The organism is Luteimonas sp. 3794 (genome assembly GCF_031456825.1).
GTDB lineage: Bacteria > Pseudomonadota > Gammaproteobacteria > Xanthomonadales > Xanthomonadaceae > Luteimonas.
This window is the reverse complement of the sequence record NZ_JAVDVJ010000005.1, coordinates 122,628-135,602: the sequence shown is the minus strand read 5'-3', so window position 1 is coordinate 135,602 and position 12,975 is coordinate 122,628. Positions and strand designations below refer to the sequence as shown.

Genomic DNA, 12,975 nt, shown 5'->3' with positions numbered 1-12,975 from the left:
CCGCCATGAATCGCACCGCTTTCCCCCTAAACGCCCGCCAGACCGGCTTCACCCTGCTGGAAATGCTGGTTGTGCTGGTCCTCATCGGCCTGATCGCCAGCCTGGTCGGGCCGCGCCTGTTCAGTCGCGTCGACAGTTCAAAGGTGCAGGTCGCCGAAACCCAGGTCCGGCTGCTGCGCGGTGCGATTGAAACCTTCCGCCTCGAGGTCGGTCGCGTGCCGTCGAACGACGAAGGTCTGGGCGTGCTCTACAACCCGCCAACCGACGAGCGCGTGCGGGCGCGCTGGCGCGGTCCCTACCTCGACGAAGCGGTGCCCGCCGACCCCTGGGGCAATCCCTACCGCTACGCCGTGCCCGGACGGGATGGCATGCCGTTTGCGATCTATTCGCTCGGCGCCGATGGCGCACCGGGCGGTGAGGGTAATGATGCGGACATCGGATTCCTGCCAGCGCAGTGATGCCTGCCCCGCTGGCCCTGTCGCCGGCGGCTTTTCACTGCTCGAGATGCTCGTGGTGCTTGCACTCGTATCGATCATGGTGGCCCTAATCGCCCCGCGTCTGGCCAACACGGTCCGGGCCATTGGTGTCAGCGGCGACCGGGCGGAAACCGTCCGTCAGATCGAACGATTGCCCATTCTCGTGCGTAATGACGGCCATCCCCTGGCGATTGCGGCCGATCTGCCGCTCCAGCGGGCCGGGATGGACCTGCCGGACGGGTGGCGCGTCACGACCGTGACGCAGGTGAACGTAGCCGCCAGCGGCATCTGCGCAGCTGCCAGACTCAAGGTGGAAGGCGCAGACGTGGTCGAGGAATGGACCATGGCCGCCCCCGATTGCCGGGTCGTCGCACTGTGACCCCGGCGCGCCTCCGCCAGGCCGGCTTCTCGCTGCTCGAAGCGATCGTCGCACTGACCATCATGGCCACGGCTGGACTCGCGCTGTTCGCAGCGATGAACCAGTCGGTGCAGATGGCGCAGCGCGTCGAAACTGCCCGTCTCGCGGATTCCGCCGTGCGCAACGCGATGGCCTGGATGGAAACGGTCAATCCCTCGACCACGCCTGAAGGCGAGCAGCAACTGGGCGAGATCTCCCTGCGCTGGCGTTCCGAGCTCGTCGAACCTGCGCGGGATGCGATGACCGGCCACCTCCAGGCAGGCCTCTACGAGGTCGGCCTTTACCGGGTGACGCTTGAACTGAGCCTCGACGGCCGCCCGCTCACAACGACGCAGATGCGGCGGGTCGGGTACCGGCAGGTGCGCGAGCCGGGCGTGATATGAGCCCGCGCCCACGAACCGCGATGCGGGTACCACGCGCCGCGGCGGGCTTCACGCTGCTCGAGGCGATCGTCACCCTGGTCATCGTCTCGCTGCTGGTCGCGGTGTTGATGCAGGCGCTGAGCCACGCGCTCAACCTGCGGACCCGCCTGCTGCGCGTGCAGGCCGAGGCACGGACCGATTTCCTGCAGGAGGCCTGGTTCCGGGACGCCGTGGGCGGCGCGCAGGCGGACTTCGATAACGCACTGGGCGCAATGGATGGCAGCGCGGAGTCGCTGTCCTATGCCACGCCGGTGCCACTGGTGGCCCAGGGCATGTCGCGGGCACGCTGGTGGTTGGCCGGGCCGCCCGGCGCGGCCACGCTGCGGTATGCCGACAGCGCTGCCGAGGATCTGGTGATCGTGCAAGGTCCGCTGCGCGACGCGTCGTTCGCCTACCTGTCGCGCGATGGTGAATGGCACGACTCCTGGCAGCCCGACGCCGACGACCCCGAACGTCTGCCGCGGCTCGTCCGCTTCGAGGCCACCACGCCCCGTGGGCGGCTCTACTGGCTCGTGCCCCTGCTGGCCGACCCGATCCCGAAGGAAACGCTGCGTACCGACGAGGCGGCTGCCAGTGGGCTCTAGGATCCACTGCCCCGGAATGTCGATCGCGTCACCTCCGCGCCTTGGCGCCCATGTCCGGACTTCCGGCGCACGACACACCCGCCAGCACGGCTTCGTGCTGGCCGTCACCTTGTGGATCCTGGCCGGCATCGCGATCGCGGTGGCGTTGATGACGCTGTGGTCGATCGACCAGGTCGCGCAGGCACGCATCGGCCACGAACGGCTCCAGGACGAGATCGCACTCGTCGGAACGCGCGACACCCTTCTCTACATCGCCGCCACGCGCGAACTCACCGTGGCCGGACTGCCCACCGAGCCCTTGGGCGAGGACGAGCGAGCGATCCGTCGCATGGATGAATTCGGCCCACTGATCCGGGACCCTATCGGCAGCGAGATGCGGCTCGACGACACCGCATACGCCGGGCTTGCCGAAACCCGGTTCGCGTTCCAGGACGAGGCAGGCTTGTTCCCGGTATCGCCGTGGCTGGAGGCCAGCACAAGCCTCGACGGGTTTCTCGTACAGATGGGTGTCGAGCAGCAACAGGCGCCGCGCCTGCGCGATGCGCTGCTCGACTACATGGACAGCGACGACCTGACGCGCCTCAATGGCGCAGAGGAGCGCGAATACGTCCGCGCCGGCCGGCCCCCACCCGCCAACCGTCGCCTGCTGATCCCAGGCGAGATCGCCAACGTGCTTGGCTTCGAGACCCTGCCACCGGTCACGCTCGCGGCGATCATCGCGCACATCAGCCCCTACTACGCCGGACCTGTCAATCCGAACACCATGCCTGCCGACATGCTCGGCATCTGGGTGCCCGGCTGCCCGGAAGCCTGCGAGCGGATCGTGTCCACGCGCGAGCAGAACCCGTTCCGCTCGGCCACGGATCTGCAGTTGCGGCTGGGCATCCTGCTGCCGGGTGGCGACTCGGGCGAATACCGCTTTCTCGCCGACCAGACACTGCGGCTGACGCTGTGGGGACGTTCGGGCGCCGCCTGGCGTATCCATGTACGATTGACGCCCCTCGCTGACAAACAAGCGCCATGGTCCGTCCTGGCCTCGTATCCCATTGCACGCCCTTCGCTCGATGACCCTGCGCAAGACACTGGCAGCCTACTTTTTGCCGACCCGGCGCTTGATCGGGATTGAGGACGGGCCACTCCAGCACGGTGGCAGGCTCGGCGGTGCGCAGTGGGTGGTGCCGCGTGCGCATTGCCAGTATCGACGGCTCGACATGGCTGCGATTCCCGTGCGTCAGCGGGCCGCCGCCGCGCGGCTGGCGCTGGCCGCGCAGTTGCCCGCACCCGGTGCGCTGTGCACCGTGGCCTGGAAGGACGGCATCGGCCATGCGTGGATCTGGATCGACCCGCCGGTCGACTTCGCTGCCGGTCGCCGCCGCTGGATTGCCGAGAGCCTGCTGGCGCCCCCGCCCCTGGGCGATGGCGCACGCATGCTGCAACTGGCCGTCGGCGTCGAGGGCCAAGTCTGGAAAGGCGGGCAGCTCCTCGCCAGCCAGTGGTGGCCGCAACCGCCCGACGACGAAGGCTGGGGACGCTTCCTGCGCTCGGCCGGCCTCGACCGGGCAACGCCGCTGCCGGCTGCGGAGCAGTTCGCATGGCGGGCCGAACCCTGGGGAACACAGACGCACGACTGGATGGCGGGCAGTGTCGAGGCGCGCGAACGTCTGGCGTGGGTCGGTGCCGCGGCGCTGGTCGCGTTGATTGCCGGCTGGCAGCTGACCGCACTGGCGCGCTGGCATTTCGCCAGTGAAGGCCTGGCGCAGCAGCTGGAACTGGCCAGGGCCGAGGTCGCGCCGGTACTGGCGGCGCGCGAACGCGCCGAACATGCGCAGGCCGAGGCGCAGCGCCTGCGCGAACTGCAGCACGGAACCAGCGACTACGAAATGATGTCGCAGGTCGTGGCGGCATTGCCCGAAGGCGTCCAGCTGGCGTCCTGGCGCCGCGAGCCCGGGCGGCTGGTGGCCGTCGTCAATGGCGGAGATGGCGACCCGCGTACGTTTGTGTCCGCGTTCGTGCGGCAGCCCCCGCTCAACGAGGTCGCCGCGGTGCCTGCAGGCACCGGTATGCAGTTGACATTCGATCTGGCGGACGCGGGCGCACAGGGGGTGCCATGAGCCAAATGAACCTGGGCCGGCTGGCCGCCGAATGGCGTGCCAGCCGTAGACTGCGCCTGATCGTCCTGATCGTGCTGCTGGTCCTCGCCGGCCATGGGCTGTCGGCACTGGCCGCACGGACCGATGCCGACCGCCAACGCTACGCGAACGACCTCGAACTCCAGCTGCGCCTGGAAGGCCTGCGCGGCCCGAACCTCTGGGCACCGCGCGCCGACGAGGCCGAAGCCGCGCTCGAGGCCGCGAACGGCCGCGTCCCCGAAGTCAGCAGCGCCGGCTCCGCCCAGGCCGAGCTGCAGGCCTGGATGACCACGCTCGCCGCCGAGAACGGGATTGCCGATGCCCGTATCCGCGTGGAGGAGACGCTCGACGTGCCCGACCACCCCGGCCTGTGGCAGGTGCTCGGTCGCATCGACGGCCAGATTCCGCAGTACGGCCACGGCACCTTCCTGCGCGCGCTGTCCGGGGGGCTGCCGTGGATCCAGGCCGACAGGATCGAGATCGGCGACGGCACGTCGGCGCGGCTCAGCCTGGTGGTGCGCGGCTACTACCGCCGCGCCGAGGTGCCGCCAGACGACGCGGCGTCCGGCGATGCGTCGGGGAGTGGAACATCGCCCGCCCCGGCGCCGGCTTTCGACGACCGTGCCATACCCGCCCAGGAGACCCGCATGGACGCCGCGCCTGAAATCCGGATGGAGTCTGTGCCATGACACCCGCCTGGCGCGACGGCGCCATCATCGCCGGTGCCTGCGTGCTGGGTGCGCTGGCAAGCCTGCTGTTGGGCACGTCCCCGGCCGCGGTCACGCCGCAGCGCAATGCCGACGTGGAATGGGCGCCGGTCGGCATGCGCGTGCCCGACTTCGAGCGCATCGATGCCGTCTGGGTGGCGCGCGCGCCCTGGGGCGCCCTGCCCGTGCCCGTGGAACCGGAAGCGCCGCCGCCTCCACCTCCGCCCCCGCCGCCGGTCCCCGTGGGCGTGGTGGGCTCCGGTCGCGCGGTGCAGGCAATCTTCATGGTGCATGGCGAAGGGGGCGTGCGCGTCCCGATTGGCGGTCGCCTCCCGGACGGCGGCCAGCTGCTGCGCGTGAGCGGCATGAAGGTGGACTGGGTCGACGGCGACGGCCAGCCACGTGAGCGGAGGCTGTTTCTCGACCCGATGCAGGTCCAGGCACCTGGCCCCGAGCCATGAGCACGTGCCGCGCGCTGTCCGCACCACTGTCCGTCCCTGCGGGGACACGTAACGAACCAATGGATGATCGTCCTGATGTCAGCTGAGTCCACGCCACGCCGCGCGCCACCCACTCGAGGGCGCGCCGTGGCCACATCGGCCCTGGCTGGCCTGATCGCCGCCTGCAGTTCGATCCCGCCTGCGCAGATCCCTGCGCCGCTTCGCGCGCCCCACGCCGATGTTGCTGCCGAAGAAGTGCTGCAGGACGCCCGCGACGCGCAGCGGCGGCGCCCGCTGGTCGAACCGCAGGCTACATCGTTACCGCCTGCGTCGGCCGTCGACGCACGCCCGGCCGAAGCGCCCGTGCCCGACATGCCGCACCGGCGTCCGGTGGCCCTGGTGCTGGACGCAGTGCCGCTGCCGACATTCATCAACGTCGTCTTCGGCATGGAGCTGGATTTCGCGATCCAGATCGACCAGGCGGTCAGCGCGCGGACGGACCTAGTCAGCCTGCGGCTCACCGAGCCGCGCACCCCCGAGCAGGCCTACACCATCGCCCGCGAGGTGCTGCTCAGCTACGGCGTGCAGGTCAGCGAGCTGGGGGGCGTGCTGCGCTTCAACCCGATCCAGGAATCCGCCGGCGGTGCCCTGCCCCGTCTGACCGTGACGCGCTCCTTGCCGGACGTGCCCCCCGGCCAGCGCCCGGCCTTCGTCTCGATGCCGCTGGAGGCAGCACAGCCCGGGGCGGTCGCCGCGCAGCTGCGCGGGCTGTTCGGCAACCACCAGGTCACCTTCACCGAGCTCGTCGAAGCCAATGCGCTGATGATCTCCGGCCCGGGTGACGCGGTCCGCGCGGCGATGGAAGCGGTGGCCACGCTCGATGCCAGCATGCTGCGCGGCAAGCGCTCGCTGCGGATCAATCCGCTGTACCTCAACGCCGATCTGCTGGCGCGCGAGTTGCGCGACGTGCTGACCGCCCAGGGCGTGTCGATCCGCGCCGGCGCCGGCAGTGGTGGCGCGGTGACTTTCGTACCGGTCAATTCCGCCAACGCCCTGATCGTGTTCGCCGAATCCCAGGAAGTATTGAACCTGGCGGCCGAGTGGGCCGAGCGCCTGGACCAGCCCAACGAAGACGGCGCTGGCGGTGGCATGTTCCTCTATTCCGCCCGGCACACCACGGTCGAGACCCTGGTACCGGTGCTCGAGGCGCTGGTGGGGGGCTCGAGCGCGGCCAGCACGGGCGCCGGGCGTGGCGCCACCCCTGCGCCCAGCGCGGAAGGGCAGTCCGGCCCCAGCGGCCAGGCGCCCACGAACAACCAAGTGACTGCCATCTCCGGCGCCGGCGGCCAGCTCGCCGTGGATCCGGTACGCAACGTCATCGTGTTCCAGGGCGATGCGCAGCGCTGGCGCAGCATCCAGGGCATCCTGGCCCGCCTCGACCAGCCCGCACGCCAGGTGGTGGTGGAGGTCACCGTGGCCGAGGTCACCCTGACCGATGAATTTGCCAATGGCGTGGAGTGGGCCTTCAACAACATCAGCGTGCAGGGCGTGCGCGGCCCGCTGACCATGCTGCAGGGCGCCACCGGCGGCGGTGGGCTGGTCTGGCAGGGCCTGTCCTCGTCCGGCCAGGTGCGCGCCCTGGTCAACCTGTTCGCGCGCGACAGCCGGGTGACCATCCTGTCCACGCCGCGCATCCTGGTCAAAAGCGGCGAAAGCGCCAGCATCGACGTCGGCACCGAGGTCCCCATCGTCACCAGCCAGGCCACCGCGCCGGACCTGCCCGGTACGGGCAGCTCCATCCTGCAGTCCATCCAGTACCGCAAGACCGGCGTGCTGATGGACATCACCGCGGTGGTCCATTCCGGCCAGCGGGTGGACCTGAAGATCTCGCAGGAAGTCAGCGAAGCATCGGTCACCGATACCAGCGAGATTTCCTCGCCCAGCATTTTCAGCCGCAAGCTGCAGACAAGCCTCAGCCTTGCCGATGGCGAAAGCACGCTGCTGGGTGGCTTGATCTCCAATACCCGCACCACCGGCAAGACCAAGATTCCACTGCTCGGCGACATCCCGGTGCTGGGCGCGGCCTTCCACAGCCGCCGATCGGAGAACACCCGCACCGAGCTGCTGATGCTGATCACGCCCTATGTCGTCGAGGACTCGATGCAGACCCGCGCGATCACCGAAGCCATCCGCAACCGCTTCACCGGCATCCCTACCGAGCCGCCGCTGCAGCCGGACACGCCGGTGCCAGTGTCGGTGCCATCGGTGCCCACCCCGACGATGGAGTTGCCGCTTCCAGTCACATCACCTGACGCGCGCGGGCAGGAACTGCCGTAATGCTGAATACACAGACCGATTGTGATAGATAGCGTTAAATTCGCATCGATCCGTGAACCACTACTCTGTTTCGCCGTGAATTCCCCGCGCAGAACGCTGAATTGGTGGATCTTCATTTAGCGTACGTTGACGGTTCCCATAACGGCATGCTTACATTGCCAACGCATCCGGGGACTGTGCAGCTTTGAAGCACGCGCAGCAAAAGGCTGGGACGCCACAGAGGGAACAGGGGGAATGACCTGGACTAGGTGGAGCCACGGCTTGGGTGTCGGCGCCGGCACGTGCATGCGGACGGCGGGAAAACCCCGGATGTGCAATCCGCAACAAAACAACAAAAACCTAAGCTTAGGAGCTCCAACAAAATGTCCTTGAACAAGAAGATTCTCGCAGCCGCCATCGTTGGCGGGCTGTTCGCGGGTTCCGCGCACGCCCAGGTCAACCTGAGTGCCACTACCGCCAACCCGGTCCTCATCGCTCAGGAAGCGAACATTGGTGCTGACGGCCTCACCGTGCTCAACCCGGGTGGCGCGCTGACCCTGCAGACCAACACCAACTACGCGTTCTCGGATGGCGAAGTGCGTTATGCGCGCATCCAGTGCTCACCCAACATGGTGTTTCCGGCGGCTGCGGCTAGCGCAGTGACGCTTACTGGCGCGTCGGTTGGTAACCTGAATGGCGTGGGCACGAACGCCATCAACTTCTCCATCACCGCGAATGGTGCGGTTCCGAGCACAGCTGTTCTTTCCGTCGCGGGTCCCCGCATCTTCACCAGCCGCGAGGCAGTGTCGTGCGAGTACAGCCTGTATGACCAGCCGTCGCAGGCTGCATCGGGTGGCGAAACGGGCCGCATCGCCATCCAGCAGGGTGCGTATGCCGCGTTCGCAGCCAGCTACGGTTACAACAACACGGTCTTCAACTCGGTGGCTTCGGTCGAAGCCGATCCCTCGTTCTCGGATTTCCTGACCAACACCACTGGAACGACCGCCAACACTGCGCGTCTGGGCCAGATCCTGTTCAATACCCGCGAAAATGTGTTGACCGATGCCGACCAGCCGATCGGGGCTGCTGGCACCGCGGTGACGCTGGCCACTATCCTGGGCACCACCACCCGCCACGTTGTCAACGGTGACTTCTCGGCCGCGGCCAATGCCAACGGCACCTTCACTGGCGAAGCGTTGACGCGTGTTTTCGTCGCCACGGGAACCACCACCTGCGCTGCTGCCACTGGTGCGACCCGTGTCAATGCCACCGCCGTGACGGCGACCTCAGCTACCTTCGCAACGGGCAACGGCGTCGTGGCTGGCGGCCTCTGCTACACCCCGCGCGACGGCGTTGCGATTCCGGCCAGCGATTACTCGATCAGCCTGGCTCCGGTCAGCAACGACGGCTACACCGCCAGCCCGGCGGGCCCGAGCGCAGTGGGCTCGATCACGCGTGATGGCACCGAGCTGCAGGCGCCGTTCGTGCAGGTGCCGGCCGGCTGGCTCGCCCGCATCGCGATCAGCAACACCGGTACCTCGGACCGTCCGTACAGCCTCTCGGTGCTGAGCGCGAATGCCGACGGCAGCACCACGGTCGAAGCCTTCGACCTGGCCGCCGACGTCAAGACCGGCATGATCCCGGCGGGCACCACCAGGGTCATCCGTCTCGACGACGCGTCGCTCGCCGCTGCGGCCCGCCGCGGTACGGTGATCGTCAACGTCGCTGGCCCGAGCAACACGGTCCAGGGCCTGTACCAGGTGGTCAACCCGAACACCGGTCTCGTGACCAACCACGTCATGGTCCGTCCGGACACCAACTGATCGCTCTACTGATCGGTTGATCGCAAGACTGAAAGGCCCGCTTCGGCGGGCCTTTCTTTTGGTCGATCGCGACCTCTTCCAGTAGTCCTCGCGGGCGTGAATTCCGCGAAGGCGACCCACCGAGGCCGATGTCCGTGTCACGCGCGCGGGCCCGGATATGCGCTCTGTCATTTTCGCAGACGCGCCTCCGCGACATCCCGCCGTCTCAGAGGACCTCAGCGCACGACATCATCGGGCGGGTCCGGCCGGATGGCACGGCATTGAAATTGCATGACTCAAGAACCGGCGACGTCTGCCGATATCGATGTCCTACACCAAGGGGAACCCATGAAGAAGCCAATCCGCAACCTGTTTTGCGCCGCTGTGCTGATGGCAGCCACTATCGCCGTGCCTGCGACCGCCGCGCCGGGCGCGTTCCACGATTTCAACCGCTCGCCGACGACCACCGAGGCCGGCGTCTCGGGCAGCTACACCATCGAGTTCGGCAACCATTTCCCTGACAATTCCGTGGCGCCCTTCGACGGAGCGGAGGCTCGGATCATCGTCACGTTTGCGGCCGGGTTCGATCTGAGCGGCGCGCAGTTCGACGCCTCGGCATCGCGCCTCGCCGTCGGCCCCGCGGACCAGATCGCGATAAGCAACACGTTCAACACCGCCGGGGAGCTCGCGCCAGCATCTAACGCGACGATTGACCCCGTGGCACGCACCCTCACGATCACCGGCCTGAGCGGCGACATTATCGGCACCACCGGCAGCAGCGGCACCCCCTACACGGCCTTCCGGGTGGTGATCAACGGCGTGCAGAGTCCCGCAGTACCGGGCAATGCCGCCATTTCCACAGCGTTCCAGAGAAACGTAGCCGGCGCCTGGACACCGTTGACCTCGGGCATCTCGAACGTTTCCATCACGGTTCCTCCGGGCGTCGTCCTGGGCGCAAATCCTGCGGCGCCGCTCACATATGCCCGGGAGCTCATTGCCACCTCGACCAATCCGTTGATCCTGACCAACCTCGGCCCGCAGAACCTGCGTGTGCCGCTGACCTACAATCTTTCCGCCAGCGAAGTGCGTCACGCCCGCCTCGAATGCGGCAGCGGCATGGTGTTCCAGCCCGGGACCGCGGTGTTGTTCGGCGGCTCGGCCAGTGTCGGCGCGGTCAACGGCATCGGCACGAGTGCGATCACGTTCTCGGTGACCGCAGGCGCTGCCGGCGCTTCCGGCACCGGCTACCTCAATGCCAGCGGTAACCGCTCTATCGCGGGCACCGACCCGGTAGACTGCACCTACTCGCTGTACGACTTCCCGTCGCAGGCGCAGGCCGGTGGCAGTGCGGGTCGCGTGGCCACGGTCAGCGGTGCCTACCTCCGCTTCGCCTCCAGCACCGCGTTCACCTCGACCGGCCGGATTTCGACCGCGAACGTGGAAGCCGATCCGGCCTACACGCGCTTCGTCGCTTCGACGCCGACGACACTCGGTGTGGCGGCATTGTCGCGGCTGACCTACAGCTTGGGGTCACCGGCTCCACTGACTGCTGCAGGCACGCCGATCGCCCTGACCAATCTGCATGCGACGGGCGCATCGGGTACTCGCATCGTGGCAGCTGGCGACTTCACCTCGGCGGCCAACGCCAATGGCAGCTACACCAGTGATGCCCTGAACCGCGTCTACCTAAGCACCAGCAACGTCAACTGCACAACGGTCGGCATTCCGGCGGCGACCCTGTCGGCGACCCAGGCCACGTTCCCGGTGGGCGCAACGGCGACCGACCGCATGCTGTGTCTGGCCCCGCGCGTGACCGTCGCGATTCCCGCGTCGAACTACGCCACCACGCTGGACGCGACATCCGCGCAGCCGACGGTCTATGCGGTGCCGGACATCGGTCCACTGGGGGCAGGCCAGATCATGCGCAACGGCACCGAGCTGCAGGCTCCGCTGGTCCAGGTGCCGGCCGGCTGGATCGCCCGGCTTGCGCTGACCAACACGGGTACCGTCGCCCGCACATATGCGATCCGCGTGATGAGCGCGAACGCGGACGGCAGCACCGCCATCGAAACGTTCGACTTGGCCGATGACCTGAAGACCGGCAGCATCCCCGCTGGCGGCACCAAGGTCATCCGCCTCGACGCCGCCTCGCTCGCGGCTGCGGCACGCCGCGGTACGGTGATCGTCACGGTGTCGGGCCCGAATAACCAGATTCAGGGCCTGTACCAAGTAGTCAATCCGAACACCGGTCTGGTCACCAACCACGTGATGGTGCGTCCCGGCAGCAACTGATCCACTGGCACTCCATGCTTCAAAAAAGGCCCGCTTCGGCGGGCCTTTTCTTTGCCCATCGCCTGGTCATGCAGGCCGTGACACGACATGGGGCTCGCACAGCTGGCGGCGACGCGCAGATATGGCGGAAAATGCCGCGACACGTATCTTGCGGGATGACGTCCAGGCTGGACATCACGCAGCGCCCGCCCGGGCGGAAAAGGACTGCCGGCGACAGCCTCGTGCACGTCTGCGCAATCCGGCCTGATTCATCGGGGAGAGCGACACCATGGTGGCAGGCGTACAGACGTCGCCGGGACGGTCCGGCCAGCTGGACGTGCTCGACGGCCTGCGCGGACTGGCGGTGCTGATCGTGCTGGCCTCGCACTTCTCGGGGCTGGGGCTGATTCCGCGCCCCGCCTTTCACGGCGTCGGCAAGAGCGGCGTCTACCTATTCTTCGTGCTCAGCGCGTATCTGCTGGTGCGCAACCTGCTGCGCCAGCCGCCGGGTGCGCTGCGGCGCGCCGATACCTGGTTCGATTACGCACTGCGCCGGGTGCTGCGGATCTGGCCGTTGTATCTGGTGGTGCTGGGTCTGAGCTGGTGGACCCACAGCAGCGGCCAGACGCTGCTCTATCCGATCGACACCGCGTCGCTGTGGCGGCACCTCGCGCTGCGCGAGGGCCACAGCGTGCTGTGGAGCGTGCCGGTGGAGTTCAAATTCTATGTCCTGCTGCCGCTGGTGGTCGTGGCGGTGGCGGCGATGGCGCGCCATCGCTGGCCGGCATGGGCACAGGGCTTGGCGTTCGTGACGGCGGTGACGGCGGTCACGGTCGCCTGGCCGCCGGCCGAATCAATCGAGAACACCGTCAGCCTGTGGCCCTACCTGGCGGTGTTCCTGTGCGGCGCCTTCACCGCGCGCGTGGATGCCTGGCTGTCCGCACACCCGGCGCGGCGCGGCTTCTGGACGATGGTCGGCGTGCTGGCGCTGCTGGCCTGGTGCGTTTCGATCCCGGCGATCTGGTGTGGGCTGCGGGGCATTCCATTCGAAGCGACCATCACGCGTACCTGGTACCTCTTCTTCGGCGTGCTCTGGTCGGCGCTCCTGCTGGCACTGCTGCACGGCCACAGGGGTTGGACGCGGCTGTTCGCCTGGCGTCCATTGCGCTGGATCGGTCTGGTGAGTTTCAGTCTCTACCTCTGGCATATGCCGGTGCTGTACGCGCTGGGGCCACTCACGGCGCGCCTGCCCCTGCTGGCCCCCCTGCTTGTGCTGGGCGCTGCGTTGGCGGTAGCCGCAGTGTCGTGGTGGCTGCTGGAACGGCCACAACGCGGCATCCGCTACCGCCGCAGGACAGCTTGAACAGTCGGTGCGTGCTGCCAGCCCGGACGAACGCAGGGCATCAGGAG

The 12,975-nt window shown here is 67.9% G+C and carries 12 protein-coding genes; all 12 read left to right on the top strand.

Annotation, left to right across the window (positions count from 1 at the left end):
• The first annotated feature begins 5 nt into the window (after nucleotides 1–5).
• On the top strand, nucleotides 6–458 hold the full coding sequence (gene gspG / locus J2X52_RS09745; protein ID WP_310152234.1) for a type II secretion system major pseudopilin GspG: 453 nt from the start codon (nucleotides 6–8) through the stop codon (nucleotides 456–458).
• Nucleotides 364–855 carry a type II secretion system protein gene (locus J2X52_RS09740; RefSeq protein ID WP_310152231.1) on the top strand — a complete coding sequence of 164 codons (492 nt, stop codon included), beginning with the start codon at nucleotides 364–366 and terminating at the stop codon, nucleotides 853–855. The genes gspG and J2X52_RS09740 overlap by 95 nt, the downstream gene beginning before the upstream one ends.
• Entirely contained in the window at nucleotides 852–1,277 is a 426-nt protein-coding gene (locus J2X52_RS09735; protein ID WP_310152228.1) for a type II secretion system protein, read from the top strand. Before J2X52_RS09740 ends, J2X52_RS09735 begins: the two co-directional genes overlap by 4 nt.
• A 20-nt stretch (nucleotides 1,278–1,297) precedes the next feature.
• A complete protein-coding gene (locus tag J2X52_RS09730) occupies nucleotides 1,298–1,900 on the top strand; it encodes a prepilin-type N-terminal cleavage/methylation domain-containing protein (RefSeq protein WP_310152225.1) in 603 nt (200 codons plus the stop codon).
• A 94-nt stretch (nucleotides 1,901–1,994) separates the two neighbouring features.
• Nucleotides 1,995–3,026, top strand: a complete 1,032-nt coding sequence (locus J2X52_RS09725; RefSeq protein WP_310152223.1) for a type II secretion system protein GspK — start codon at nucleotides 1,995–1,997, stop codon at nucleotides 3,024–3,026.
• Complete coding sequence (locus J2X52_RS09720) at nucleotides 2,965–4,011, top strand: hypothetical protein (protein ID WP_310152220.1); 1,047 nt, start codon at nucleotides 2,965–2,967, stop codon at nucleotides 4,009–4,011. Before J2X52_RS09725 ends, J2X52_RS09720 begins: the two co-directional genes overlap by 62 nt.
• Entirely contained in the window at nucleotides 4,008–4,718 is a 711-nt protein-coding gene (locus J2X52_RS09715; protein WP_310152217.1) for a hypothetical protein, read from the top strand. The genes J2X52_RS09720 and J2X52_RS09715 overlap by 4 nt, the downstream gene beginning before the upstream one ends.
• Nucleotides 4,715–5,197: a hypothetical protein gene (locus tag J2X52_RS09710; protein ID WP_310152214.1), complete on the top strand. Its 483-nt coding sequence runs from the start codon at nucleotides 4,715–4,717 to the stop codon at nucleotides 5,195–5,197. Before J2X52_RS09715 ends, J2X52_RS09710 begins: the two co-directional genes overlap by 4 nt.
• Before the next feature lie 126 nt (nucleotides 5,198–5,323).
• Entirely contained in the window at nucleotides 5,324–7,513 is a 2,190-nt protein-coding gene (locus J2X52_RS09705; RefSeq protein WP_310152211.1) for a secretin N-terminal domain-containing protein, read from the top strand.
• A gap of 368 nt (nucleotides 7,514–7,881) precedes the next feature.
• Nucleotides 7,882–9,315, top strand: a complete 1,434-nt coding sequence (locus J2X52_RS09700; RefSeq protein WP_310152209.1) for a hypothetical protein — start codon at nucleotides 7,882–7,884, stop codon at nucleotides 9,313–9,315.
• A gap of 327 nt (nucleotides 9,316–9,642) precedes the next feature.
• Nucleotides 9,643–11,586, top strand: a complete 1,944-nt coding sequence (locus J2X52_RS09695; protein ID WP_310152208.1) for a hypothetical protein — start codon at nucleotides 9,643–9,645, stop codon at nucleotides 11,584–11,586.
• Between the two features lie 268 nt (nucleotides 11,587–11,854).
• Nucleotides 11,855–12,928 carry an acyltransferase gene (locus tag J2X52_RS09690; RefSeq protein ID WP_310152206.1) on the top strand — a complete coding sequence of 358 codons (1,074 nt, stop codon included), beginning with the start codon at nucleotides 11,855–11,857 and terminating at the stop codon, nucleotides 12,926–12,928.
• Nucleotides 12,929–12,975 lie beyond the last annotated feature (47 nt).

Excerpts from the sequence above, each read along its gene's own strand:
- gspG (WP_310152234.1), top strand. The coding sequence starts at position 6 with ATGAATCGCACCGCTTTCCCCCTAAACGCCCGCCAGACCGGCTTCACC.
- J2X52_RS09740 (WP_310152231.1), top strand. The coding sequence starts at position 364 with ATGGCATGCCGTTTGCGATCTATTCGCTCGGCGCCGATGGCGCACCGG.
- J2X52_RS09730 (WP_310152225.1), top strand. The coding sequence starts at position 1,298 with ATGCGGGTACCACGCGCCGCGGCGGGCTTCACGCTGCTCGAGGCGATC.
- J2X52_RS09720 (WP_310152220.1), top strand. The coding sequence starts at position 2,965 with ATGACCCTGCGCAAGACACTGGCAGCCTACTTTTTGCCGACCCGGCGC.
- J2X52_RS09715 (WP_310152217.1), top strand. The coding sequence starts at position 4,008 with ATGAGCCAAATGAACCTGGGCCGGCTGGCCGCCGAATGGCGTGCCAGC.
- J2X52_RS09710 (WP_310152214.1), top strand. The coding sequence starts at position 4,715 with ATGACACCCGCCTGGCGCGACGGCGCCATCATCGCCGGTGCCTGCGTG.
- J2X52_RS09695 (WP_310152208.1), top strand. The coding sequence starts at position 9,643 with ATGAAGAAGCCAATCCGCAACCTGTTTTGCGCCGCTGTGCTGATGGCA.
- J2X52_RS09690 (WP_310152206.1), top strand. The coding sequence starts at position 11,855 with ATGGTGGCAGGCGTACAGACGTCGCCGGGACGGTCCGGCCAGCTGGAC.